The organism is Asaia platycodi JCM 25414 (assembly GCF_000614545.1).
Lineage (GTDB): Bacteria > Pseudomonadota > Alphaproteobacteria > Acetobacterales > Acetobacteraceae > Asaia > Asaia platycodi.
Genome location: NZ_BAKW01000003.1, coordinates 218853 through 243284, shown reverse-complemented (window position 1 = coordinate 243284; position 24432 = coordinate 218853). Strand labels below are relative to the sequence as shown.

Sequence of the window (24432 nt, the reverse complement as noted above, 5' to 3'; positions counted from 1 at the left end):
AAGATGCTGCTTGAGCGTACGCGGCTTGCGGCGCCCCGAACCGAGCTTCGAAGTACCGGGTCGGGGCGTATTTTGAGGTCAGAGGCCAAGGGAATGCCTTATTCCATGTCTTCGTGCCAGACCTGCCCGTCACGGGCGAGCATCTGACGCGCTTCTTCTGGGCCCCAGCTGCCTGCGGCGTAATGCGCCATCGGCACCTCGTTCTTCGCCCAGGCTTCCATGACAGGCGCGACCCATTTCCACGCAGCGGCAACCTCGTCGCGACGGATGAAGAGCACCGGATAGCCGCGCACGGCATCGAGCAGGAGACGCTCATAGGCGTCCGGGTAGCGCACGGCGAATTCACGCTCGAAATGCACGTCGAGCTTGGTCTCCCACAGGCCGAAATCATCGTCCATCGGGTTCTTGACGCTGAACTTGTAAGACACGCCCTCATCCGGTTGGATACGGATGACCAGCACGTTCTTTTCGGGCTGCGAGGGGAAGAGCTTGGTTGCTGACGGCTTGAACGTCACGACGATCTCGCTGACCTTCGCTTTCAGACGCTTGGCCGAGCGGATATAGAACGGCACATTCTTCCAGCGTGGCGTATCGATTTCAGCACGCAGGCAACGTAGGTTTCGGTGTTGCTCTCATGGCCAAGCTCATCGAGATAGCCATCGACCGTGGCCCCCTTGCTGTGACCCTTGGTGTACTGGGCACGCACCGTGCTTGTCGGCAATGTCTTCGCATCGAGCGGGACGAGCGATTTGAGAACCGTCACCTTGGCATCGCGCACATCATCGGCCTGCAACGAGTCCGGTTTTTCCATGGCGACAAGGCAAAGAACCTGCAGCAGATGGTTCTGAACCATGTCGCGCAGCGCACCCGAATTGTCGTAATACGCCGCACGGCCTTCGACGCCTACCAGTTCGCCCGCGGTGATCTGGACGGACTCGATATGATCTGCCGACCAGACTGACTCGAAAAGCGGGTTGGCAAAGCGCAGGGCGATCACATTCTGGACGGTCTCCTTGCCCAGATAATGATCGATACGGAAAACATTGCTTTCCTTGAAATACTGACCGACGCCTTCATTGATCTCTTCGGCGGTCTTCAGATCGATACCGATCGGCTTTTCCAGCACCACGCGGCTGTCATCGGTGACGAGGCCTTCATGATGCAGGTTTTTCGAGATGGCGCCGTAGAGATCGGGAGCCGTGGCGTAATAGAAAACACGCACATGGTCTGTTGCCTTGTGGCTCAGAACCTCGCGCAGACCCTCCCAGTTGCTGTCTGGCTTCGAGCATCGAGGCTCACGTAATGGATCATGTCCAGAAAGCGATCGACTGTGTCTTCGTCGAAATCGTCTGCCTTCACGAAGCGTTTGAGCGCGTCGCGGGCGCGGGTCTGGTATTCGCTGCGCTTAAGCGGTGAGCGCGCCGTGCCGATGATGCGGGCCGTATCAGGCACCTGTCCCATCGTCAGACGATAGTAAAGGGCGGGCAGCAATTTGCGCATGGTCAGATCGCCGGTTGCGCCAAAGATGACGTAATCGAATGGGGCGACTTGGTGGCAATTGGTCATCGGCCTGGCTCTCCGGTTCTCGATGGGGGCAGTGCGGTCTTATGACATGCGTGCTGATGGGGTAAAGGTAGCAAAGAGAACGCGCTTTATGCCGTGACGTTCGGGCGCAATATGCGTTGACCCGCCCCGGCGAGGCGCGATAAGCCGCCTCTCTTCGCAAGTGTCTGCCCGGGCGCTTGTCGCTCTCTGGCCCGAAAGGGCCGTGTGCAACCCCCGCTCTCGAGGTCACCATGTCTGACATGCCTTTTGATATTGACGAAGCCTCCGCCAGCCGCGCGCGTCAGGCTGCTGATCCTGAATCGAATGTCGGGGGCATTGCCGTCGATCGTCTGCGCAGCGTGATCGAGCGCGTCGAGCGTCTGGAAGAAGAGCGCAAGGCGCTTGCCGGCGACATCAAGGACATCTTCAGCGAAGCCAAATCGGCCGGTTTCGACGTCGCGACGATCAAGAACATCATCAAGATGCGCAAGAAAGAGCCGAACGAGATCGAAGAGCAAGAGACGCTGCTCGACATCTATCGTCGCGCGCTCGGTATGTGAGGGTGTGCGCCCTCTCTTCCTGCCTCCTATGGGCGGGGTGAGAGGGTTTCTGTGAAGATTTGAAGACACGGCGCCTCTCGCGCTGACAATATGATCCGCCATTGATATGAACCGGCGCGTTTCCGGTTTCTCAATTCTGGCAGGTAAAGAATGTCAGCGGCAGAATGGTGCCTGAGACAGTCCGTATGGACGTCTCTCTATGAGCGTATCCGGCGACAGAACCGCAGGCCGGATAGCGATGACCTGCTCCAGACTGCGCTCCTGCATCTTTTCGAGCGCGGGATGGAGGGGATTGATCACCCTGAAGCCTATGTGCTGCGTACAGCGCGTAATCTGGCCATCGATCGCGCCAGACGCGAGAAACGCGTGGGGTTTTCATCGCTCGATGCCCCAGAGGGCGTCGAGCCGGTTTGCCTCGAGCCCGGCCCCGAGCGTGTGCTGCTCGGGCGTGAGCAGCTTGAGCGCGTGCGCGTGGCCTTCATGGCGCTCGACTCCCGCACATCCCGGATCTTTCTGATGCACAGGCTCGATGGTCTGACCTATAGCCGCATCGCCAAAAGCCTTGAGCTGAGCGTCAGTACGATCGAGAAATCCATTGCCCGTGCGTTGGCCCATCTGGCACTGGCATTGCTGAATGACGGTCTTTCGTGACGCCACATCAGGTCGAGCAGGCGGCAAGCTGGCAGGCGCGTCTGCTCTCCGATCAGTGCTCGGAGCAGGATCGCGCCCGCTTTGCCGACTGGCTGCATAAGTGCGAGGCGCATCATCAGGCGTACGGTCTGGTCTCGCAAATCTGGAAAACGGGCAGCTTTGCCGGACGCGAGACATCGCGACGGGTAACCCGCCGTGCGGCTCTCTCCTGCGGAGCCCTTCTGGGGGCCTTCACGCTTTTCGGCCCTTCCGGTGCCGATGCGCGCGAATTCCGTACCGGCAGACACGAGCGAAGGCACCTCGCGTTCGACATGATGGACATCGAGATGGATGCGTGCAGCGCGCTGATCTGTGGGCCATCGCGCCATCAGATGACGATCGGAAACGGACGCTACGCGCTTGCCTTTCGAGAAGACCACGCCGTGTTCCGCTCTTGTGGCTGGTCTGTATCCGGCGGCAGGGGGCGTTACGCGCTCGATGTCAGCGACCCGATCATGCAGGTCGCAGTTCTCGAAGGCGGGCTGACACTGAGCGGTCATGGGCAGCAGCGTCTGGCACTGGCCGAGGGGCAGGAACTGCGTTTCGATCGCCTCACACGGCATGGAACGGTTGCGGCAGTCCGATCCGATGACGCTCTCGCTTGGTGCGAGGGGCGCGCCCTGTTCCGCAATACCCCACTCGATCAGGCCGTGGCGGAGATGGCACGCTACAGCGACAAACCCGTACTTATTCTTTCGCCCTCCCTGGCACGGCTGCGAATCAGCGGCATGTTTCACACGCAGGACCCCACGCGGTTCTTCAAGCGCTCGCCCATCTTCTGCCGCTGCGCGTGACGTTCGGGCCGACGCAGATCGAGATTGTTAAGCTTTGATGAAACGAGATCGAAACGGGTGAGGGACGGCGTTTCTGCGTCGTCCCTCAGGGTAATGGCCGCTCTGCCCCAGCCTGATGGAATTTGCCCGCATGATCCGTGTCCCGTCCGCCGCGCCGCGCCAGCGCAGAAATCTTGCCTTTATCCTGCTCTCGCTCTTCGCTCTGCCCGGCGCTGCCCTTGCCCAGGGAGAGGGCGCGCGGGCAAGGCTGAACCAGGGCGACGCGCAAAAAACGCTCAGCCTCAGCCAGCCCGCAGGATCGCTCGAAGAGTCGCTGACCGGCCTCGCTCGCCAGTCCGGGCGCGATATTCTTTTTTCCAGCGATCAGGTGCGTGGCCGCAAGGCGCCTGCGCTAAAAGGCAGGCTGACGCTTGAAAAGGCGCTTGAGCGCGTGCTGAGTGGGTCGGGTCTGAGCCCGCATCTGCAGTCCGACGGGGTCGTGGTGATCGCTTCGGCTGCACGTGGAAGCAACTTCAGGCATGACGCGCATGATGACCGGACGGGGCAGGAACATATCACGGTAATCGGGCGTGCCGAGCGCCTGGCGCCGTCAACAGTGCCGCTGACGATCACCGAGCCGACTTCCGTCATTCAGAAAAGGTTCATCACCAACAACATCGTGCCGCTGGCGAGTGTGGATGACATCATCAAGTTTCAGCCAAGCATCTGGACGCAAAATCCGAACGGCCCCGGCATGGGCAAGGCCGAGACCATGAGCCTTCGCGGCTTTCAGGACGGGCAATATAACATGCTGTTCGACGGTATCCCTTTCGGTAATGCCAGCGACCTGCATCACACCACCTCATCGCTGTTCATCTCGCATTTTCTGGGCGAGGTGCAGGTCAATCGCGGGCCAGGCACAGCATCGACCATCGGCAATGCGACATTCGGCGGCACGATCGGTTTTCAGTCGCGCACCCCCGCGCAGCATTTTGGCGTCACGCCGTATGGCACCTATGGCAGCTTCAACACGCGCGCCGGTGGCGTCGAGGTGGATTCAGGCAAGACGCGTTTCGGCTCGATGGTACTCGATCTGCAGCATGAAGAGACCGATGGCTATCTGACGGGTTCGGGTGAGCGTCGCAACAACCTGCTGTTCAAGGACGTGGCAAAGCTTGGGGAAAACACGACCCTGACTCTTCTGACCACCTATAACTGGGAGAACCAGAACACGACCCAGGGTGCGACGCTGCAGCAATACAGGAAATACGGCAAGAATTACGGTCTCTGCGCCAATCCGACCCTGCAATGCTATTCCGGCTATCAGCCCAGCACCTACACGGCAGATTTCGATTACATCGACATCAAGAGCCGGGTTTTGACCTGGCTGAGCATCGAAAACCGTCTCTACACCAATGGCTTCGAGCATGATTATACGGAATCGACCGATGCCAGCTCTGACGATCCCGGTGCCAATGGGGTGACGCTCTATTCAGCGAGCGGCAAGAAGCTTGCGACCTACAAGAATGATGTGCCCGGTAAATATGCCGATGCGAAGTTTCGTGATTACGGCGATACGCTCACCTTCAAGGCGCATACGTCACAGGGCGATGTCTTGTTGGGCGCCTGGGCCGATCTGCAGGATGACCGTCGTTACACCTATGCGGTGGATCTGACCAAGGGCAGTCTCATGGTGCCCGGCAAGAACGGCTCAGCCTACAGCTACAATATCTCGGATTTCAATACGACGGTGCAGCCCTATCTGGAATTCGACTGGAAGCCGTTCAAGAATACGGTCATCAAGCCGGGTATCAAATATTCCTATTTCCGTCGTGACTACGACGCAGCAATCAATAAATCGACCAAGGTACCGCTGAACGCGACGCAGAAATTCAGCTCATGGCAGCCTTCCATTTCGGCGAACCAGATGATCCTGCCGGGCTGGAGCGCCTATGGTCAGATTGCCCGAGGCTTTCTCGCCCCGCCTATGAGCGTGTTTCAGACGCAGAATGTCGGTAATGTCAGTCCCGAGACGACGCTGAATTATCAGATCGGCACCGTGGTGCAGCAGAAGCGCTGGACCTGTCTTTCGATGCCTATTACATCAATTTCTCCAATTTCATCGCGTCAGCCCAGATCAAGGTGCCGGGTTTTGGTACGCAGAGCACCTCGGTCAATAGCGGTGGTGCGATCTATAAGGGTCTGGAAGTCGAGGGGCAGTATGCGCTCGGCCATGGCGTGTCGCTTTACGGCAATTACAGCGTGAACGACGCTCAGTACAAGCACAGCTCTGTGCGCGTGGCGGCTACGCCTAATGTGCTGGCCTCGTTTGGCGTCCTCTACGACGACAATAAAGGGCCTTATGCGTCTCTGATCGGGAAATTCGTCGGCAATCACTACGGGCTCGATAGTACGACCGACAGTGCGGGCAATACGGTTTTCGCCAATCAGTATCGTATAGGCAGCACGACGACCGCCGATCTTGCCCTTGGCTGGCATTTCAAGAAGCTCGGCGGGTTCATGCGCGACGTGACGCCAAGCCTCAAGATTGCCAATCTCTTCAATAACCGCGCCATCAGCGATTTTGCCGGCAATCAATCGGCGGCGAGCGCGGGCTATCCCGATGGTGCCCCGCTTTACTGGCGTCTGGCTGGGCGCAGCGTGTTCTTCAACCTGACCGTGACCCTGCCTGAGGACGTTTCATGACGAAAAAAAATCTGTTTCTCACCTGGCTCGCGTCTCTGGGTATCGGTTTCAGCGTTCCGGCCATGGCCGAGCCTGTCGTTTTTTCCTCAGCCTCACTGCCAGATCATGCGGTTCTCGAGCGTGTCGTGCTCGTCGCAAGACATGGCCTGCGTAGCCCGACCCATGGGCCGGAAGCCCTCGAAAAGGAGACAGGTGTTGCCTGGCCCGTCTGGCCTGTCGCACCGGGGCAATTGACCGAGCATGGCCGAGTGGCGCTCGGGCGCCTGATGCAGGATATCGCCCTGCATTACGATCTGTCCTGCACGCGGCACCTCGGTCCCTGTCTGAGCAAGGTAGCGCCAGTCATCTGGGCCGATTCAGCCGATGATCGTACGCGGCAGAGTGGACAGATCATGGCGGAGAGTCTCGTTCCGGCGCAGCATCTCGTGGCGCGGTCTCTGCCGCCTGCCAGGCATGATCCGCTGTTCGACGCCGTCACGCCTGAGTTCATTACGACAAACCGGGCGCTTCTTGACGCTGAAACCGCATCCGTTCAGCGCGGTGATGCGAAAGATCGACCCGAGGCAGTCGTTCAGGGTCTCAAGGCTTTGCAGGATCTGATGGCGCCAGCCGGCTGCGCCGGTGGAAGGGCACCGTGTTTTTCGACACCGCTTACGCTGGGCAGCAAGAAGGGCAGGGTGGTTCTGGAAGGCGGCCCCGCACAGGCGGCGTCTGTGGCAGAGAATATTCTGCTGGTTTATGCGCAGAGTCTTGAAAATGCTGGTCCTGACTGGGCACGCGCTCTTACGCCAGCACTGCTGGCGCGCGCTCTGCCGGTGCATGACTATCTTTCCGATCTGACGCGCCGACGTGGAACCCTGGTGAAGGAAAAATCACGGTTCATGGCGGAGGCGATTGCACGTTTTCTGAACGGCAAGGCGGTGACGCTTTCCGATGGCTCAATAGTACCGTCAGAAACGCGGCTACTGGCTTTTGCGGGACATGACACGACGCTCGATGCGCTCGCAGCGCGCTACGGGCTACACTGGTCCTTTGGCGATCAGCCGGATCGTACGGCGCCGGACACAACGCTCGCTTTCGAGCGTTGGCACGATCGCAAGGGTCATGCGCTTTATCGGGTCGTTATTTTCCATCAGTCACTCGCCGCATTGCGGAGTGGCGACGGTCTGGATGAGGCTCATGGGGGCGTTATGACGGTGTTGATAACGCCCCCGCAGTAAAAGAGAACGTCTCAGGTACAACTCTCCACTTGGCGGAGTCGCTGAAATTCGCATAGATCGCAGATCATGACGACAGCGCTTCTCTCTCTCCCGCTCTGGATGCAGTTTCTGGCAGGTTTCATCCTGCTTGGGCTGGGGCTTATGTTCATTCTCATGCCGTTTTCTATCTTTGGCGTTAAGCCGAGGCTGGAAGAGGTCGAGCTGCAACTCAACGAGGTGCGCGCAGAGCTGCGAATCATCGCCATGAGACTGGCACAGGGCGGCAGTGAAACCGGTCCGTCGGGTGAGCCCGTTTTTGCACCGCCCCGCAGAAGCTCAGTCCCCGTCGAACCGGCAGCGCCTGTCGTCACGCCCGTCTCTCGCGCTGTGGAGCCTCCACGCGCTTCAGAGCCGATGCCCTGGTCGTCAGAGGCGAGCCGTCAGGCTGCCCAGCGGGCGATGCAGCAGAGTGCAGCCACGCCGCGTCAGGAGTCCGGGGCGAGAGAAGCCCCCGCCATGCGCGAGGCACTACGCGATGTGCCCCTCGATGAGCGTCGCGAGCGCCCCGCCCCCTTGCCCGAGGCGCGTGATGATTACAGCTACGCGGAGTCCGGGGCTCAGGAGAGCGTACACCGCATTCTGAGGCCCACGCATTTCGAGCCGCCACCACCTCGCGAGGCGCCACGGCCCCCGCGGCCTCCCATGGCGCAGGATCAGGGAAGTGCTGCGCCAGTGCGAGATGAGCAGCAGGAGCAGGATGATGCCTGGCGTCTCAGGGTGCAGCGTCAGGAGATGGCCCCGCGCAGTGCCGCCGCAGAAGCGGAGCGTCTCAGGCAGGGCGAGGAGGCGGGTGCGCGTCGTGTGCGTTCGGAGCCCACCTTGCGATGGCCGCCGCGCCCCTGAGGGCTGGAAACTCAGCAAGCCTGCCGTCGACACACCGGTCTGGCGGACAGTCACCGTAACGTGCGGAATTGAAACTTCTTTTTAAAGGGAATGATCGGTACGGGTAAATTCCCGGCCGGTCTGACCTTCGCGCCTGTGGCATCGCAAAAGAGATTGCGAGACAGGAACAAGCTGGCGGTCGACCCCTCTCCTCCGGATTTATGTCATAGTCTATCGACATCCATCCGAGTGGTGAGGTGAAGGAGTCACAACAACATGACCCGCAAATTGGAGCAGAAAACCTGTCTCGCAGAGGCGCAAGAGGCCGACCATGTGCGGCCGAGGCGTTCATTGCTCATGGGCGGCGCGGCCCTTATGACGGCTGGTACTATCGGGAGTGCCGCTGCTGCGATCGGCCCGAAGAGAGTCGCAACCGCAACCTTGGGGTTGGTTCCCGAGCCGCCGCCAGCTTTCAGCGCCGGTCCTATCAAGGCCGGCCGTGGCTCTCAGCTTGCCGGGCGCGTGGCTGTGGTGACCGGGGCCGCACGGGGTATCGGACGCGCCATCGCTGTCGAATATGCCGCCAACGGTGCCGATGTTGTGGCGCTCGATATTGCGGGCCCGATCAGCCGGTGGCCGACGCTGTGCCCGCCAGCAGCGCCGAACTTGATGAGACCGTGCGTCAGATAAGGGCCTTCGGTCGCAACGCCCTGGCAGTCAAGGCCGATATCCGTCAGATCGAAGGGCTGCGGGCTGCCGCAGAACAGATTATCGCGCATTTCGGCAAGATCGATATTCTGGTCGCCAACGCCGCCATTCAGGGGTGGAAACCGCTTCTGGAAATGAACGAAGCCGACTGGGATGACCAGATCGAGAATAATCTCAACGGTACGTCGCGAACCTTGCGCGCTTTTGTACCGCACATGATCACCCGTCACGGGGGCAGGGTGCTGATTGTTTCTTCCATGCAGGGGCGTCATGGGACGAAGAACGGCGCCAGCTATTCGGCATCGAAATGGGGTCTGATCGGGCTCATGAAATCGGCAGCGATGGAATTTGCGCCTTATGGCGTGACGGTTAACGCCATCATTCCCGGTCTGGTCGGCACGGCACTCACCCTGAACCCGCAGCGCCTCGCTGCTGTCGAACAGCAGACTCATCACGAGGTGAAAGGCGGAGTGACGGCGGCTCAGGCGTGGCAGGATCGTGCAAGAAGCGAGGTTCAGCCTATAGGCTGGCTGCAACCTGAGGATGTGTCGCCCATAGCGGTCTTTCTTGCATCCGACGCCTCTGCGCTGACGACAGGCGCCGAATTTGAAGTCAATGGCGGCGATAGCGCGCTTATGGCCTGACCGGCGAAGGAGAATGCCGGGCATTGTTATCGTTGCAAGACTTTTGCCTCACGCCGGACCTGAACGATTGTCCAGACATGTTTGTTGAGGCGCTCGCGGGTGGAAGTCGTGTGACGTCACTGGGGGAAGGAAGCGTATTTATCGCTGAAACAAGAAAGCCTCCCATCACGAAGAGTTATGGCGATGGGTCGTCAAATACCTGTCCAGAGTTTAGGATAACTTCGTTTAACGGGCGTTTTAAAATGGAACGCGCGATGACGAAGATACTTTACCGGGATATGGATCGTGCGGCGCTTGACGCCGCTTTCGACAATACGAAAGCGATCAGCAATTTTCCCGCAGTGCTTGCCAGGTTTCAGCATGACAGCCAGGAAACCTACTCTACCTATGGGGGGCGTCGCGATCTGCGCTACGGCGAAAAAGCGCGTGAACGCTACGATTTCATTCCCTCTGGCCGGGCGGCTCAGGCGACCTATATCTTCCTGCATGGCGGGTACTGGAGCCACTGCGCGAAGGAAGACTTCGCCTTCATAGCGGGTAGCTTGGTTCCTAACGGGATCAATGTCGCTCTTGCGGAATATACGCTGGCTCCTGAGATTTCTGTGACCGGGATCGTGGAGGAAATCGGCGGGCTCATTCAGCATCTCAGCGACGACAGGGATCGGCTGGGTATCGAGACGCTTCCTCTCTATCTTGGCGGGCACTCGGCAGGTGGTCATCTGGCTTTGATGTATCGTGCCCATCCCGCGATTTCCAGGGTGCATGCGATCAGCCCCTTGTCGATCTCGAGCCAATGAGATTGTGCTGGTTGCAGGACAGCCTGAAACTTACCTATGAAGAAACCAGAACACTCAGTCCGATACGTCATATCAAACCGGGCGCACCGACAATGATTTCGGTCGGCGCCGATGAACTTATCGGCCTGCGCTCGCAAGCGACCGAATATGCTCTGGCATGCGAAGCGGCAGGGGAGCGTATCGGGCTCCTGCACGTGCCAGGATGCACCCATTTTTCGATCCTGGAAGATCTTGCCAATCCGGTAAGCTGGCAACTTGAAGCATTCCTCAAACTCGTCTGAGTATCTTCTCTGCCTTCTCGCAACTGGCCGAGCTCAGCCCTCGCTGCGGGAGGCGGGGGCGCAATCCGGTAACTGGCTCATGAGGGGCGAGCACTACACCTCACCCATAGGCGCTGCAAAGGGGGAGCATCTTGCCGCCTCAGCGACGACACTCTAGCGGATCAGAACCAGATCGTCGCGATGGATCAACTCATCTCGCCCGCTATGGCCGAGACAGCGCGTGATATCCTCAGAGCGACGCCCGGCAATCTTGCGGGAGTCTTCGGCATCATAGGCCGTCAACCCACGCCCGATTTCGTGGCCTTCCTCATCAAGGATGACCACCAGATCGCCTTGTGCGAAGCCGCCTGCGACCTCCTTCACGCCCGCAGGCAGCAGTGAACTGCCATTGAGCAGGGCGCGAGCGGCGCCCTGATCGACGATGACGCACCCTTTCGTCTGCAGAGCCCCGGCGAGCCAGCGCTTGCGGGCCGAGCCAGCATCTTCCGAGGCGAGGAACCAGGTGCAGCGACCCGTTTCGAGCAGGGCGCTGACCGGGTGGGATGACAGCCCCGAGGCGATGGCCATGCGTGCGCCCGCGCGGGTAGCGATCTGGGCGGCAAGCAATTTTGTATGCATACCGCCTGACGAATAGCCGGGTGGCGGCGCGCCCCCCATGGCCATGATCGACTCCGTCAAGGCATCGACCTCAGGCAGATGTTCGGCTGTCGGGTCGAGGCGTGGGTCGGCGGTATAGAGACCGTCGATATCCGAAAGCAGGATCAAGGTATCGGCGCCGATCATCTGCGCGACCCGTGCGGCCAGCCGGTCGTTATCGCCAAAGCGGATTTCAGTTGTCGCGATGGCATCGTTTTCGTTGATGACAGGCACGCACCCCAGATCGAGCAGGTTCGCAGGGTCGCGCGCGCATTCAGATGGCGTTCGCGGTCTTCCGTATCGCCGGGGGTCAGGAGCAACTGCCCAGCGGTCAGGTTCTGCTGCGCCAGAGCCGCGCTCCAGGCCTGCGCGAGCTGGATCTGCCCGACACTGGCCGCTGCCTGCTTCTCGTCAAGCCTTAACCTGCGTCCTACGAGCCCCAGACGAACGCGGGCAAGGGCAATGGCCCCGGAGGACACCACGACGACATCCGTACCTTGGGCGCGGAGACGCGCAATATCCTCGCAAACCGTGTTGAGCCAATGATGACGAAGCTCGGCATTCTTGGCATCGACCAGAAGGGCAGAGCCAATCTTGATGACAACGCAGCGTGCTTCGGCCAGTCGGTTGGTCACTGATTTGTCTCGCGTTCTTCCAGACGATATTGGGTGACGCGATCCTGCACCAGGCGCAGCAGCTCTGCCAGCCCCTCATGCGTTGCTGCCGACAAGGTGAACACCTCGGCATCAGAGGCCTTGGCCAACGCCTTCTTCTTGGCGGTGATCTGGGTCTTGGTCAGGGCGTCGCATTTGTTCAGCACGATGATCTCGGGCTTTTCAGCGAGTGCCTCGTCGTAAGCGGACAGCTCGCCTCTGATCATACGATAGTTCTTGACCAACTGGCTCTCTGTGCCGTCGAGCAGATGGATGAGCATGGCGCAACGCTCGACATGACCCAGAAAGCGGTCACCCAAACCGGCGCCTTCGCTAGCGCCCTCGATTAGCCCCGGAATATCGGCAATGACGAATTCCTCGGTAGAGGAGAGACGCACCACACCGAGCTGCGGGTGCAGCGTCGTGAAGGGATAATCGGCGATCTTGGGCTTGGCGCGCGAGCAGACCGAGAGAAGGGTCGATTTGCCTGCATTCGGCAGGCCCACGAGCCCGACATCGGCGATCAGCTTCAGGCGCAGCCAGACCCAGCGTTCCTCACCCGGCCAGCCCTTGTCCGCACGACGCGGTGCCCGATTGGTGCTTGTCTTGAAGTTCGCATTGCCGAAGCCGCCATCGCCACCCTTGCAGAGCAGCACTTCCTTGCCGTCTTCATCGAGATCGGCAAGCATGGTCTCGCGGTCATCGTCGAAAATCTGTGTGCCGATGGGTACGTTGATGACGACGGTTTCAGCCTTGGCGCCGGTGCGGTCGGAGCCTGCGCCATTGCCGCCCTTGCGTGCCCGGAAATGCTGCGTGTAGCGGAAATCGATCAGCGTGTTCAGATTGGGTACGGCGCGGAAAATGACATCGCCACCGCGACCCCCATTGCCGCCATCGGGGCCGCCGAACTCGACATATTTCTCGCGACGAAACGCGACGACACCATCCCCGCCATCGCCGGAGCGCACATAGATCTTGGCCTGGTCGAGGAATTTCATCGTCTGTCTCGTATTCGTCCAAAAATAACGGTCTAAACAAGAAAGGCCGGCCCAAGTGGACCGGCCTCTCCCGTCAACTGGTTATGGCCAGTCTTTACTCTGCGGCTTCTGCCAGCGTCACGGAAACGTGGACGCGGCCTTCAGCGCGGCGCGTGAACTTCACGGCGCCATCGGCGAGGGCGAACAGGGTATGGTCGCGACCGACTCCAACATTCGAGCCAGCCATCATCTTGGTGCCGCGCTGGCGGACAATGATGTTGCCAGCGATGACGGCTTCGCCACCGAACTTCTTGACGCCGAGACGGCGGCCTGCACTGTCGCGTCCGTTACGGCTCGAACCGCCTGCCTTTTTTTGTGCCATGGAGGTCTCTCCTTCTCTCTAGCGTCAGTTACGCTGCGTTGATCGCGTCGATGCGCAGGACGGTCACGTGCTGACGATGACCGTTCTTGCGACGGCTGTTCTGCCGGCGGCGCTTCTTGAAGATGATGACCGTGTCCAGGCGGTCCTGGGCGATCACGGTTGCCGTGACGGTGGCGCCAGCGACCAGCGGAGCGCCGATCTTGATGCCAGCGTCAGAGCCAACGGCCAGAACGTCGGAGAAGGTGATGGTCGTGCCGGCTTCGGCTTCGAGCTTCTCGACCTTCAACGTAATCTGCGGGGTGACGCGATACTGCTTTCCGCCGGTGCGGATGACTGCAAACATATTAAAACTCTCTCAAGTCCGATCTCTTGGCAATTTTGCCGGGGTTTTCCCCAGTCGGCATTGCCCAGTCGCTTTTTATTATTGGCCGGCGCGCAAGCACGCCCGCGAGGGGGGCTCACTACAGGAGGTGGCACGGCCGCGTCAATCATTATCGCGCCTTGCGGCCGGGAAAATGGAGAGAAGGCAAAAAGAATCGTCATCGCCCCTCTTGCGCAGGGCGCGATCTGCCCCTTATAAGCCGCCCACGACCAGGTGATCCTGCTACGGAGAGGTGCCAGAGTGGTCGATTGGGACGGTCTCGAAAACCGTTGTGCCTTCACGGGCACCGTGGGTTCGAATCCCACCCTCTCCGCCAGACCCGTCTAACGGTGTCTTCAGATCACCGGTCACTTTTTCCTCTTCCATCTGTCGTCCGATGCACGCAGCCACGATCGGTTCATCTGCGCTGGCCGGACGATTTCCGATCCACGCCCGTCATGAGGCTCAATGCTTTTCAGCACCTGCGAGAAACTCTAGAAGGCTCATCTCGAAGGCTGCTGACGCCTTTATACTGATGACAAGGCAGGCGCAGTCATGATGGCGGTATCGCTACGTGGACGCACCGAAAGAAAAACAGGACGAAAAATCGTGAAAAGCGATCTATGCCCGCAATGCGGTTGTGAACATATCTATCAGGATGGCGGGCTCTGGGTTTGTCCGGAATGCGCCCTTGAATGGAGTATCTCGGAAGGGGAGGCTCCTTCGCAGGACGACGCCGTTGTGCGCGATGCCAATGGCAATCCTCTTGCAGACGGTGATAGCGTGACCATCATCAAGGATCTGAAGGTCAAGGGCTCGTCATCGGTCATTAAGGGCGGCACCAAGATCAGAGGGGTTCGTCTTACCGATGGCCATGATGGACATAATCTGTCCTGCAAGATTCCGGGTATCGGCGCGATGAATCTCAAATCGGAATTCGTCCGCAAGGCCTAGATGCCGCAGGAAAGAGGAGGCAGCATGTCGCGTGATCGTTCCACCGGAACCTGGATGCATCGCCGCACAATGCTTGTCTCATCTTTCGCTGGATCGCTCTCCCTCCTTGGAGGCTGCCACGGGCCATCGCGCTCGCAATCGCCCGATCAGATCGCTCTCTGGCCCGACACGCCACCCGGCGGAGGCGGACCCGGTGGGGTCGAGCAATCCACGGCTACGGGCGCTCTCTATAATATTCGTGAGCCGAGGCTGGAGATATTCCGGCCAGAACGCCCTAATGGCAGCGCCGTTTTGGTGGCGGCGGGTGGTGGTTATCAGCGCATCGGCATGCGCCGCGAGGCCTATCCGGCGGCGCGCTGGCTGACAGCGCGCGGCATTACGGCGTTTGTTCTTGTCTATCGCCTTCCCGGTGAAGGTTGGGCTGAAGGGCCGCTGGCCCCGCTTCAGGATGCGCGGCGTGCGCTGACTCTCATCCGGCATCGCGCTTCGATCGAAAATCTGGATCTGAAGCGGATCACTCTTCTCGGGTTTTCAGCTGGTGGTCATCTCATGGGCATGACCGCTACGAATTGGGCCGGAGCTGGGCCGTTTTCAGTTGGGGCAGGCGAGGGGGAATTGGCGCCTCTTGCAGGCGCTGCCCTGATCTATCCGGTCATCACGTTGGAAAAGCCTTACGATCACACGGCAACACATCGCGACCTTGTAGGGTCAAACCCCGACCCGTCTCTTGCGCGTCTATGGTCTGTGCAAAGTCATGTTGCATCAGGCTATCCGCCAGTTTTTCTGACCCAGGCGGATAATGATCGCATCGCCAACCCTTATAACGCAGCGCTCATGGCTCGTACCTGCGAGGCGATCGGTACTGATGTCGATTATCATCGCCTGCCGACGGGTGGGCACGGCTTTGGTATGGGGGAGCCAGATCGGGTCACGTCGGAGTGGCCCAACTGGTACCAGGCCTGGCTGGCCAAACGTGGGATGCTCTGAAAGGATCGGGTTTTCAGCATGCCATCGGGCGGTGGCGTCGCCCCATAACATAAGTCGCTTCAATGGCGCGGTCGTCCCCCAGCATCGACAGCGCGAAAAGCAGATCCGGCACAGATTCTGCCCGCTCGGCCCGTTGCGCCATAAGGGGAGTGGCCATGGGGTTCATGACGCAGAGATCGGCCTCGGCACCCGGTTCGATCTGGCCGAGCTGCGGTGAAAGACCGAGCGCCTGTGCCGCGCCTGCGGTGGCCAGCCAGTAGGACTGCACCGGATGCAGGCTCGTGCCATGCGATTGTGCCGCCGTATAGGCATCGTTCATGACGCGCAGCATCGAAAGACTGTTGCCCCCGCCAATATCGGTGCCCAGAGCGACCGCCACGCGACGGTCAGGGCGCAACGCCTCGAACAGGCGAAACGCTCCGCTGCCCAGAAAGGCGTTCGAGGTCGGGCAATGAGCGAGGGTGCAGCCCGCGTGTGAGCAGCGCGTGAAATCCTGCTCCGTCATATGCACTGCATGGCCGAAAATGCTGCGCGGCCGCACCAGTCCGGCGCGGTCATACACATCGAGATAGCCTGAGCGTTGCGGAAACAGCGCCTCGACCCAGCGCGCCTCCTGCACCGTTTCAAGCAGATGGGTCTGCATGAACAGCCCCGGTGCCGTGTCGAGCAATGTCCCGGCCAAAATCAGCTGTTCTTCCGTGCTCGTCGGAGCAAAGCGTGGTGTGACGGCATAAAGCTGTCGCCCGGTGCCATGCCAGGTGTCGATAAGGCGCCGCGAATCGTCGTAACCTTTTTGTGCCGTGTCACGCAGATAATCCGGCGCGTTCCGATCCATCAGCACTTTGCCCGCAATCATGCGTGTGTTGCGCTTTTGCGAGGCCGTAAAGAACGCCTCGACCGATTCCGGGTGCACGGTACAATAGACTGCGGCTGTCGTGGTGCCATGAGCGAGCAGACTGTCGAGAAAACCCTCGGCAATCCGATCGGCGTAGTTGCGCTCTGCGAAGCGACGTTCTTCCGGGAAAACATAGCGTTCCAGCCATGAAAGAAGCTGCTCGCCATAAGACGCGATGACACCAAATTGCGGGTAATGCACGTGAGCATCGATGAAACCCGGCCCGATCAGACTGCCTCTGTGGTCCATGACGGACATTTCCGGCGGAAGGTGGGAGCGAGTTCCGCGTAATTGCCGACTGCGCTGATACGACCGGATTCGATCACGACCAGGCCATCGGTGTCAGTCAACAGCGCGTCCTGTGGCGGCATGTCGAACGGGTTGCCGGCAAAGCGCAGGGTCGTGCCGCGCAAAGCGAGGCTTGGCAGTTCGTCTGTCATTGCGACTTCTCCAGAATATGACGGCTCGCGAAGTTCTGGGTCTCGTCGAGAAACGCCGCATTGGCCACCAGCTCATCCCTGATGACCACGAGATAGGAAATGCCTCTGATCAGTTCGAGGCGCGTGACCAGATCGCGCTCGGTGCGATCGAGCGCGCGCAGGCGCCGCACGGCTGCCGCGGCAACGCGTGCAGGTCGGTCATGGCGGTCTCGTGTGTATTCCATCCGGTCAAGCAGCAACTCGATGGCGCGTCGTGCGGTCACGGGCAGATGTTCGCGATCGAGCAGGGTGCGTAATCTGATGGCGTTGAGGCCGATGGTCATGACGGCAAGCGTGCCTTGCAGATAGCTCTCAACGACGGGCAGAGGCGAGGGGCCGGCATGGCGGATCAACCGGGCAAAGCGGTCAATATTACGCCCGATCCAGAGACGTGTTTCGGGCGCTTTGCGCAGGTGGCAGAGCGCGCGCAACTCGCCCAGCATCTGCTTGCGCAGCCGCAGCCGCTCCGATTGCGGGTTGAACGGCAGGAAGGTGTGGAAAACCAGAACTGCAGCGCAGGCCGCCATGACGGTCGAGGTCGCGCCGTTGAAGAAGGCAATCTCATCGAGGCGATGGTGATTCTGCACATTCACCATGCTTGGCATGAGCAGGCCATACGCGGCGGCAGCCCCCGCTGTGGGCAGGTTGAAACGGGCGAGGCCGCCGATAAACATGGCCGGGCCGAAGGCCATGACGAACATCTCGTATGTGTCGAATTTCGGTACGAAGATGAAGGTGAGGATACCCCCGGCAATGACGGACCAGATCGTGCCTTTCAGGAAAGTGGTGGTGCCGAGAACCGGGTTTTCCTGCGTGGCGAATAAACCGCAGATCAGAGAGGTCATTGAAATGAACGCGGTGCCATTCGGCCAGGCAGTGACCTCCCAGACCAATGCCGTGAACAGGATGGCCGCCATCACACGCAGGCCATTATTGACCGCGTTGCGTGGATCGTGATGCGATTGCAGCCGGAACTGGAAGCGATCGCCGCGAATGAGATGGGTGCTGGCATCATATTCGATGATGGCGATCTCGAGATCGTTGAGCAGTTCACCCAGTGCGACATGCAGTACGCGTTCATCGACCGGAGCAAGCAGGACTGGCTCCTCCTGATCGGATCGCATGAACGGGGCTGCATGAACGCGGCAGTCTTCGATCAGGATGTGCAAATCTGCCAGAATAGACTGGACCGGCTCCTGCGTTCGCAGGCGTGCCTCGAGCCCCCGCAGGAATTCCTGCGCGTGATGAGAGGTTTCGCGAAAACTGCCATGGCTGTGGGAGAGGGCTGCCAGACGGGCCGCCATGCCAAAACCACGTGAAAGCAGAATGGACACGGCAGCAAGCGCGGCGCGGGCGTGGTCGCCCTCATGGCCATGTGGCCCCATCTCGATTTCAGCGAACTCGATTTCACTATTGAGACGCAGGATTGTGGCGAAGAGGTCGCGCGCCTTGCGTTGGGTGGTGGCTGCATCGGAGAGAATATCGGCGATGGAAAGCGATACCAGCGAGAGTGCCGATTGCAGTTTGGTACGCACCGCCTGACGTGCCTGGCGTTCCTGCTTGTGGCGAAAATGAGCCCCATCGCCGCCTCGCAGAGCACCCCGAGCGCGATATAGGTCGAACGCGAGACCGCAATCATGAAGACGTTTTCCGGGTCGTAAACAGCGCCCATCGCAATGATGGCGCAGGTATAACCCGAGAGAACGAGCGCGTAAGCGCGGAAATTACTGACAAAAGTGGCAATGCCGGCGCAAAGCCCCATCCAGAGCGCCAGCGTCAGAAAGAACAGAAGGGGCTGCTGAGGAAACACGGTGAAGAGGCCGACTGCTGCGATGGCGCCGATGACCGTTCCGACGATGCGCCACCTGGCTTTGGACAGACTCTCGCCGCGTGTGCTCTGAGCCACGGCCCAGACGGTCATGGTCGCCCAGATGGGGCTGTCGAGTTCCATCCACATGGCGATGCCAAGGGCCAGAAGCGCCGCAACGGTGTTGCGCAAGGCAAATTCGACGGCTTGCCCTGAGGGCGCATAAAGCCACGCCCACCGATCGCGTCTCAAGAACAGAGAGACAGTGCCGAAGGACGCCGGTTTCGAAAAAAATCGGGAGAAGGAGCGCAAGACGAGCAAGACCGGGATTCACACGGTTGAAAAAGGACGATGAGGCACAGAAGTTATCATGATGACAGTCTGCCAGACCGAAGAAAAGCGCATCGGGTCCCTGACGGTCTAAACATTCATTAATTCGAGTCGGGTATAGCCGCAGAATAATTTCAGAAAGAGTGGGTGTTGCGACGCCGGGGGTACGAAAACCGTCGCGAGACCGCTTGCAATCGTAAGAGCGAGTTTGGCGAGCAAAAAAATAGTTAACATTCGTTATTGATGGGGTGATCTCACGCGAACATGCCTCGGCGCAGAGCGAGCAGATCATTGGGAGAGACGCATATTGAGATTCGACCCGCTTCGTTACGGAAGTGTTTCTTGGGTATCAATTGGATACTGAGCAGTTGATAGGCTTGACCTGTCAGGTATGTCGGAAGAACCGTTCAGTCAGCCAGCTGCGATCATGCGGAAAATTCCGGTTAACCGAATCGCGCTCTCATGAACCGGACAAAACTGTCTGTTCTTGTTGTTGCCATATTCCTTCGCATAGAAGATGGCGCATCATGAAGGATCAGAGCAGGGCGGTTTGATGAAAAGACTCAAGAATAGAGGTCGTTAAATATTCAATAATCTTTTATTCTTTCAGCACTCACCTTTGAGGATAAAAAAAACATGACCAGGTATCCTTGATTTATCAAAAAATTTACAAACATATTCTATTATATTTTGACGAGAATTGACGAAATATTCAGCAAAAAATGCTTTCAACCATAACGAATAAGGATTATTTTCTTGAGTGGATGAAGGAAACATTGTGAATTCAAGTTGCTTTTAACAAGATATGATGAAGAGAATAAAAACGAGAGAAGAAATCGTTAAACCTATTTACCTCACAAAGATGATGGTATAAAAGATCTAGTTAAAAGAGTTAAACTTCAACAAAGAGAAAATAAATGTCAGAGTCTGAAACCAACGTCGCCCTGCTCGAGCTGACCGCTCAGATTGTTTCATCTCATGTTGCTAATAATCCCATGGCCGGTGACGAACTTCCGGGGATGATCAAGCAAGTATACAACGCGCTTCAGGGTGCTGGGCAGGCTGATCCCGAGCCGGAACGTCCGCAGCCTGCAGTGCCGATCAAGCGTTCGGTTTTCCCCGATTACATCGTTTGCCTTGAAGACGGTAAGAAGCTGAAGATGCTCAAGCGCCATCTTCAGAGCGCCTATGGCATGACGCCTGAGCAGTATCGCGAGCGCTGGGGCCTGCCGAGCGACTACCCCTTGGTCGCGCCGAATTACGCCGAGCGTCGTTCGCACCTCGCCCGTGAAATCGGTCTGGGTCGCAAGATCAATGCCGGTGTCGATGCGGCGGCCCGTGCATCCGCTGCTGAAGGCACCGAGGGTGAAGAGCGCCCGGCCCGTCGTGGACGTGCGAAAAAGGCCTGATTCTGCCTTTACCTTGTAGACTAGTTCTCAAAGGCAACTCATCTTGTGGTGAGTTGCCTTTTTTATTGCCGCACGGGGAAGTGAGTCATGACGAATGAGACGATGCCGGGGGATGACACCAGTACAGTGAACCGGTACCAGCGTCGCCGCCTTGTTCTCTGGCGAGGGGTCGCCCTTGCAGCGCTCGTCGTCGCAGGTGGCGCTCTCTTCGTACCTGCGCACCCTCATCCTCCGTCAGATGCGATTGCGCGTTTCGACATCAAGGGCGTCATCTCCGATCAGGTCCGACCGCAGGTCGAGGCGATCGGGCGTGCGGAGCATGATCCCCACATCCGTGGCCTGCTTCTCGTCATCGATAGTCCCGGCGGCGGCGTGACCGGGGGTGTCGCATTGCATGACGCCGTGGCCTCATTCGCAGCGCACAAGCCTGTCGCGGTTTCGATGCAGGGCACCGCTGCTCCGCGGGTTATATGATCGCCGTTTCGGCCCAGCGTATCTTCGCGTATTCCTCCACCATTACCGGTTCGATCGGCGTCATCATGATCAGGCCCGACGCATCGGGTCTGCTCGGTCGCATCGGTCTGACGACCGATACGATCACGTCAGGTCCAATGAAGGATCAGTCCCAGCCTTTCGTGCCGCTCAAGCCTGAGGGGCGCGTCATGTTGCAGGGAATCGTCGATGATCTTTTCGATCAGTTCGTGACCATGGTGTCCAAGGGGCGTCATCGCCCGGTCGATGAAATTCGCGCCCTCGCCGATGGTCGCCCCTATACCGGTCGTCAGGCGGTCCCCCTGCATCTGATCGATCAGCTGGGTGACGAAGATCAGGCACTGGCGTGGCTGCATGGTCAGATACATGGCGGTAAAGACCTGCCTTTGAGGACAATCAAGATAGAGAAGACCCCCCATTCGCTTCTTGGTCGTCTCGAGCGCAAGATCGGCGGCGACTGGTTCGGTATCGCGCAGGCAGTCGAAGCCATGACCGCCTATCAGAAGCTTGACGGTGCGGTAGCGATTTTGCCACGGTGAGAAGATCATAGTCCTCGGACGCGCCTCAGGGTGCGTCCAATCGATTTCGAGAGCGCATAGTTTTCTTCATGACGAAATCAGAACTCATTGCTGAACTCTCAGCCGCCCATCCTCACCTGAGCGCTCGCGACATCGAATTGATTGTCCAGACGATCCTGTCCGAGATTTCTTCCGCTCTCTCACGCGGCGACCGGGTCGAGATACGCGGTTTCGGGGCATTCGTGGTGAAGAAGAGGGAGGCCCGACAGGGGCGCAATCCTCGGACAGGATCGAGTGTTGCAGTGGGCGAGAAGACGATCCCGTTCTTCAAGGCCGGCAAGGAGCTGCGCGAACGGGTCAATCGTCTGCATACCCGAAAAGCCTGATAAACGGGCCTCGGTTCGATCATGTTCCGTGCGGGAATGGCGCGTCTGACGGTGAGGCGCGTAGCAACCCGCGTCTTTACAGCTTCGAGCTCTGAATTTCGCTCAGCAGAAAATCGCGCAAGACGGTGATGCGTTTCGACATCTTGAGTTCTTCGGGATAGACGAAAAACGCTTCCACTGTCGGTACGGGCTCATGAGGAAGAATACGCACCAGCTCCGGGTGGGCCTGAGCGAGGTAGGTGGGCAGAGATCCGATTCCTGCGCCATTGGCGACCGCGCTTGCAATGGCAGGAAAACTGTTGATTTCCAGCTTGTTGCGCACTGAGCCATGGCTTTGTCGTCGCACGAGGTCGAGCAGCCAGAAAGCATCGGGCAGCGGTGGGGACAGACCGGCAAATCCGACAAGATGATGCTGGGACAGGTCGGCGATGCTTGTAGGCATGCCATGCTGATCGATATAGGCTTGGCTCGAGTAGATTGGCATCAGGAAATTGGCCAGATGGCGCTGGATCAGATCGGCCTGACGGGGCGGGTGCATGCGAATGGCCACATCCGCCTCTCTCATACCCAGATCGAGATCGGTGTCCTCCATGATGAGGCTTACTTCGATATCGGGATGAAGCCCTAGAAAGCGTTTCAGCCTCGGTGCGAGCCAGCCGAGCCCGAACCCGGAAGTGGTGGTGATCTTGAGCTCGCCCTTTGCTTTGACCTTGCTTTCACTCAGATAGGCCTGGGTGAGAGAGAGCTTGGAGAAGACCTCTCGGACCGTATGGTTGAGTGTCTCGCCCTGTTCGGTCAGGATCAGCCCACGCGCATGGCGGTGAAACAGGGGAACGTTGAGTGTTTCTTCCAGAGCAGAGATCTGGCGTGACACGGCAGACTGGCTGAGATTGAGCCTGTCTCCGGCGTGAGTGAAAGACCCAGCTTCAGCAACAGCATGGAAGATACGCAGTTTGTCCCAGTCCATGCGGCTTTCCTAGAGCTCGTCTCCGACCGCAGGACAGAAAAGGGCCTGTCAGGCTTGAACGTCTGCCAGTGTCCCGTGCGGTCATGAAATGTTGATCTCCTTGACTTGGCAGCATTCTTTGACGCTGCCAAGTCATTTTATGCAGCAGATCTTACGCAAGAATAACGATCTCGCCCTCAGGACAATCCAGCAAGAAGATGCTCGGCCTCAAGCGCGGCCATGCATCCGGTTCCAGCGGCAGTAATGGCCTGTCGGAATTTCTTGTCCTGTACGTCACCTGCCGCGAATACGCCAGGAATCGATGTCCTGGTGCTGCCCGGTGTTGTCAGGATGTAGCCTTCGGAGTCGCAATCGAGCGTTTCGCGGAAGGGAGCCGTGTTCGGGGTGTGACCGATGGCGACGAAAACCCCGTCCACATTCAGGCTCTGCTCGCTGTTGTCCTGCGTGTCGCGCAGCCTGACGCCGCATACGACCTCTGGCTTGCCCGCGCCGAGAATTTCCTCGACCGCATGATTCCAGAGCACCGTGATTTTTGGATTAGCGAACAACCGGTCCTGCAGAATGCGCTCGGCACGCAGCGTATCGCGGCGATGGATCAGCGTCACATGATCGGCGTGATGCGTGAGATAAAGCGCCTCCTCGACAGCCGTGTTGCCGCCCCCGATAACCGCAACTTTCTTGCCACGATAGAAAAAACCGTCACAGGTGGCGCAGGCAGATACGCCGCCGCTCTGAAGGCGGGCTTCAGAGGGCAGACCGAGCCACTTGGCCTGGGCGCCGGTCGCAATCACGACGGTACGGGCCAGATAGACCGCGCCGGAATCGGCAGTCAGCGTGAAATAGCCGTCTTCGGTTTTCTGGTCGAAGCGCACATTGGTAATCAGATCATAATGGATCTGTGTGCCAACGTGCTCGGCTTGGAGCCGCATCTGTTCGACCAGCCAGGGTCCTTGAACCGGTTCGGCAAATCCGGGATAGTTTTCGACCTCGGTTGTGATCGTTAACTGGCCACCAGGCTGTAGCCCGGCTACCAGAATCGGTTTGAGATTGGCGCGCGCGGCATAGATGGCTGCGGTGTAGCCCGCCGGCCCGGCGCCGATGACGAGCAGATCGGTCTTGAAACTCTGGCTCACTGGTGGGGTCCTCGGTCTGGGCCCGGGAGCATGCGCGCCGAGCCAATGTGAAGAGACATGTATCAAGAGACATGGCTCTTGGGTCATGATGCAGATATAGGTGATGCAGCGCGCCTGCCAACCGACTAGTTTTGACCGACCCTCACGGTGACGATGACTGACAACGATCCAGAAGACCCCCATTTCCATCCTGGTCTGTCGCGGGGCGATACGCCTGCGGGGGCACTCTCAGGGACCCTCAGCCGCTGGTATTGTCGATCTCGATCCGATCGATCGTCAGA

Annotated in this window: 22 protein-coding genes, 1 tRNA gene and 5 pseudogenes; 18 read left to right on the top strand and 10 right to left on the bottom strand. The window is 59.1% G+C overall.

All coding sequences use genetic code 11. The features are described from left to right. Positions 1-98 precede the first annotated feature (98 nt). Positions 99-1566 (bottom strand): annotated as a pseudogene (zwf, locus tag JCM25414_RS17105) (glucose-6-phosphate dehydrogenase). Positions 1567-1805: 239 nt separating this feature from the next. Between zwf and JCM25414_RS17100 the strand changes: the two are divergent. From JCM25414_RS17100 to JCM25414_RS23630, 11 genes and pseudogenes are all read left to right on the top strand, one after another. Further along, entirely contained in the window at positions 1806-2105 is a 300-nt protein-coding gene (locus tag JCM25414_RS17100) for a DUF2312 domain-containing protein (protein WP_242403351.1), read from the top strand. A 150-nt stretch (positions 2106-2255) separates the two neighbouring features. After that, positions 2256-2756, top strand: coding sequence for an RNA polymerase sigma factor (locus JCM25414_RS04410; protein WP_025840846.1), 501 nt, complete (start codon positions 2256-2258; stop codon positions 2754-2756). After that, positions 2753-3589, top strand: a complete 837-nt coding sequence (locus JCM25414_RS04405) for a FecR family protein (protein ID WP_025840845.1) — start codon at positions 2753-2755, stop codon at positions 3587-3589. The genes JCM25414_RS04410 and JCM25414_RS04405 overlap by 4 nt, the downstream gene beginning before the upstream one ends. A 115-nt stretch (positions 3590-3704) precedes the next feature. After that, a pseudogene (locus JCM25414_RS24490) lies at positions 3705-4463 on the top strand (secretin and TonB N-terminal domain-containing protein); the annotation flags it as partial. Positions 4464-5644: 1181 nt separating this feature from the next. Next, positions 5645-6274 (top strand): TonB-dependent receptor domain-containing protein, encoded by a 630-nt coding sequence (locus tag JCM25414_RS24485; RefSeq protein WP_369346000.1) that lies wholly within the window; start codon positions 5645-5647, stop codon positions 6272-6274. Then, complete coding sequence (locus tag JCM25414_RS04395) at positions 6271-7494, top strand: histidine-type phosphatase (RefSeq protein ID WP_025840844.1); 1224 nt, start codon at positions 6271-6273, stop codon at positions 7492-7494. Before JCM25414_RS24485 ends, JCM25414_RS04395 begins: the two co-directional genes overlap by 4 nt. Positions 7495-7560: 66 nt before the next feature. Further along, complete coding sequence (locus tag JCM25414_RS21375) at positions 7561-8376, top strand: hypothetical protein (protein ID WP_025840843.1); 816 nt, start codon at positions 7561-7563, stop codon at positions 8374-8376. A 255-nt stretch (positions 8377-8631) separates the two neighbouring features. Beyond that, complete coding sequence (locus JCM25414_RS24480) at positions 8632-9045, top strand: SDR family NAD(P)-dependent oxidoreductase (RefSeq protein WP_242403340.1); 414 nt, start codon at positions 8632-8634, stop codon at positions 9043-9045. After that, positions 8988-9707, top strand: a complete 720-nt coding sequence (locus tag JCM25414_RS17085; RefSeq protein ID WP_242403339.1) for an SDR family NAD(P)-dependent oxidoreductase — start codon at positions 8988-8990, stop codon at positions 9705-9707. Before JCM25414_RS24480 ends, JCM25414_RS17085 begins: the two co-directional genes overlap by 58 nt. Before the next feature lie 254 nt (positions 9708-9961). After that, positions 9962-10504 carry an alpha/beta hydrolase gene (locus JCM25414_RS17080; protein ID WP_199897587.1) on the top strand — a complete coding sequence of 181 codons (543 nt, stop codon included), beginning with the start codon at positions 9962-9964 and terminating at the stop codon, positions 10502-10504. Further along, positions 10501-10785, top strand: a complete 285-nt coding sequence (locus tag JCM25414_RS23630; RefSeq protein WP_206777947.1) for an alpha/beta hydrolase family protein — start codon at positions 10501-10503, stop codon at positions 10783-10785. The genes JCM25414_RS17080 and JCM25414_RS23630 overlap by 4 nt, the downstream gene beginning before the upstream one ends. Positions 10786-10938: 153 nt before the next feature. On the opposite strand, the pseudogene proB reads toward JCM25414_RS23630, so the two are convergent. The 4 genes and pseudogenes from proB to rplU all read right to left on the bottom strand — a co-directional run bounded on the left by proB (position 10939) and on the right by rplU (position 13776). Continuing rightward, positions 10939-12056, bottom strand: a pseudogene (proB, locus tag JCM25414_RS17075) (glutamate 5-kinase). Then, positions 12053-13072, bottom strand: a complete 1020-nt coding sequence (obgE, locus tag JCM25414_RS04370) for a GTPase ObgE (protein WP_025840842.1) — start codon at positions 13070-13072, stop codon at positions 12053-12055. Before obgE ends, proB begins: the two are co-directional and overlap by 4 nt. A gap of 94 nt (positions 13073-13166) precedes the next feature. Beyond that, entirely contained in the window at positions 13167-13433 is a 267-nt protein-coding gene (gene rpmA / locus JCM25414_RS04365) for a 50S ribosomal protein L27 (protein ID WP_025840841.1), read from the bottom strand. Between the two features lie 28 nt (positions 13434-13461). Next, entirely contained in the window at positions 13462-13776 is a 315-nt protein-coding gene (rplU, locus tag JCM25414_RS04360) for a 50S ribosomal protein L21 (RefSeq protein ID WP_025840840.1), read from the bottom strand. 265 nt (positions 13777-14041) lie between these two features. Between rplU and JCM25414_RS04355 the strand changes: the two genes are divergently transcribed. The 3 genes from JCM25414_RS04355 (at position 14042) to JCM25414_RS04345 (ending at position 15735) form a co-directional block, all read left to right on the top strand. Further along, a tRNA-Ser gene (locus JCM25414_RS04355) sits at positions 14042-14131 on the top strand. 272 nt (positions 14132-14403) lie between these two features. After that, positions 14404-14748, top strand: coding sequence for a zinc ribbon domain-containing protein YjdM (locus tag JCM25414_RS04350; RefSeq protein ID WP_242403338.1), 345 nt, complete (start codon positions 14404-14406; stop codon positions 14746-14748). A 24-nt stretch (positions 14749-14772) separates the two neighbouring features. Then, positions 14773-15735, top strand: coding sequence for an alpha/beta hydrolase (locus tag JCM25414_RS04345; RefSeq protein ID WP_199897585.1), 963 nt, complete (start codon positions 14773-14775; stop codon positions 15733-15735). Between the two features lie 13 nt (positions 15736-15748). Here JCM25414_RS04345 and guaD read toward each other — a convergent pair. The 3 genes and pseudogenes from guaD to JCM25414_RS25780 form a co-directional block, all read right to left on the bottom strand. Further along, a pseudogene (gene guaD / locus JCM25414_RS17070) lies at positions 15749-17070 on the bottom strand (guanine deaminase). Then, positions 17067-18644 (bottom strand): FUSC family protein, encoded by a 1578-nt coding sequence (locus JCM25414_RS17065; protein ID WP_277911006.1) that lies wholly within the window; start codon positions 18642-18644, stop codon positions 17067-17069. The pseudogene guaD and the gene JCM25414_RS17065 overlap by 4 nt, the downstream one beginning before the upstream one ends. An 86-nt stretch (positions 18645-18730) precedes the next feature. Then, positions 18731-19060: pseudogene (locus JCM25414_RS25780) on the bottom strand (FUSC family protein); the annotation flags it as partial. A gap of 1103 nt (positions 19061-20163) precedes the next feature. Here JCM25414_RS25780 and JCM25414_RS04330 point away from each other — a divergent pair. From JCM25414_RS04330 to JCM25414_RS04320, 4 genes are all read left to right on the top strand, one after another. Beyond that, complete coding sequence (locus JCM25414_RS04330; protein ID WP_025840837.1) at positions 20164-20655, top strand: MucR family transcriptional regulator; 492 nt, start codon at positions 20164-20166, stop codon at positions 20653-20655. A gap of 87 nt (positions 20656-20742) precedes the next feature. Then, positions 20743-21129 (top strand): ATP-dependent Clp protease proteolytic subunit, encoded by a 387-nt coding sequence (locus JCM25414_RS22850; RefSeq protein ID WP_148300938.1) that lies wholly within the window; start codon positions 20743-20745, stop codon positions 21127-21129. Beyond that, entirely contained in the window at positions 21126-21686 is a 561-nt protein-coding gene (locus JCM25414_RS22845; protein ID WP_148300937.1) for a S49 family peptidase, read from the top strand. The genes JCM25414_RS22850 and JCM25414_RS22845 overlap by 4 nt, the downstream gene beginning before the upstream one ends. Before the next feature lie 68 nt (positions 21687-21754). Then, positions 21755-22051: an integration host factor subunit beta gene (locus JCM25414_RS04320; protein ID WP_025840836.1), complete on the top strand. Its 297-nt coding sequence runs from the start codon at positions 21755-21757 to the stop codon at positions 22049-22051. Between the two features lie 76 nt (positions 22052-22127). Here JCM25414_RS04320 and JCM25414_RS04315 read toward each other — a convergent pair whose 3' ends face one another. Continuing rightward, complete coding sequence (locus JCM25414_RS04315) at positions 22128-23018, bottom strand: LysR family transcriptional regulator (RefSeq protein ID WP_025840835.1); 891 nt, start codon at positions 23016-23018, stop codon at positions 22128-22130. A gap of 176 nt (positions 23019-23194) precedes the next feature. Next, the gene (gene trxB, locus JCM25414_RS04310; RefSeq protein ID WP_025840834.1) at positions 23195-24151 is read right to left on the bottom strand and encodes a thioredoxin-disulfide reductase; all 957 of its coding nucleotides are present in this window, start codon (positions 24149-24151) and stop codon (positions 23195-23197) included. Positions 24152-24432 lie beyond the last annotated feature (281 nt).

Coding starts and splice junctions, on each gene's coding strand:
- JCM25414_RS24480 (WP_242403340.1), top strand. CDS start 8,632: ATGACCCGCAAATTGGAGCAGAAAACCTGTCTCGCAGAGGCGCAAGAG.
- JCM25414_RS17080 (WP_199897587.1), top strand. CDS start 9,962: ATGACGAAGATACTTTACCGGGATATGGATCGTGCGGCGCTTGACGCC.
- JCM25414_RS04410 (WP_025840846.1), top strand. CDS start 2,256: ATGTCAGCGGCAGAATGGTGCCTGAGACAGTCCGTATGGACGTCTCTC.
- rplU (WP_025840840.1), bottom strand. CDS start 13,776: ATGTTTGCAGTCATCCGCACCGGCGGAAAGCAGTATCGCGTCACCCCG.
- JCM25414_RS22850 (WP_148300938.1), top strand. CDS start 20,743: ATGACGAATGAGACGATGCCGGGGGATGACACCAGTACAGTGAACCGG.
- obgE (WP_025840842.1), bottom strand. CDS start 13,072: ATGAAATTCCTCGACCAGGCCAAGATCTATGTGCGCTCCGGCGATGGC.
- JCM25414_RS23630 (WP_206777947.1), top strand. CDS start 10,501: ATGAGATTGTGCTGGTTGCAGGACAGCCTGAAACTTACCTATGAAGAA.
- JCM25414_RS04320 (WP_025840836.1), top strand. CDS start 21,755: ATGACGAAATCAGAACTCATTGCTGAACTCTCAGCCGCCCATCCTCAC.
- JCM25414_RS04315 (WP_025840835.1), bottom strand. CDS start 23,018: ATGGACTGGGACAAACTGCGTATCTTCCATGCTGTTGCTGAAGCTGGG.
- JCM25414_RS04345 (WP_199897585.1), top strand. CDS start 14,773: ATGTCGCGTGATCGTTCCACCGGAACCTGGATGCATCGCCGCACAATG.
- JCM25414_RS22845 (WP_148300937.1), top strand. CDS start 21,126: ATGATCGCCGTTTCGGCCCAGCGTATCTTCGCGTATTCCTCCACCATT.
- JCM25414_RS21375 (WP_025840843.1), top strand. CDS start 7,561: ATGACGACAGCGCTTCTCTCTCTCCCGCTCTGGATGCAGTTTCTGGCA.
- JCM25414_RS04395 (WP_025840844.1), top strand. CDS start 6,271: ATGACGAAAAAAAATCTGTTTCTCACCTGGCTCGCGTCTCTGGGTATC.
- JCM25414_RS04330 (WP_025840837.1), top strand. CDS start 20,164: ATGTCAGAGTCTGAAACCAACGTCGCCCTGCTCGAGCTGACCGCTCAG.
- rpmA (WP_025840841.1), bottom strand. CDS start 13,433: ATGGCACAAAAAAAGGCAGGCGGTTCGAGCCGTAACGGACGCGACAGT.
- JCM25414_RS17100 (WP_242403351.1), top strand. CDS start 1,806: ATGCCTTTTGATATTGACGAAGCCTCCGCCAGCCGCGCGCGTCAGGCT.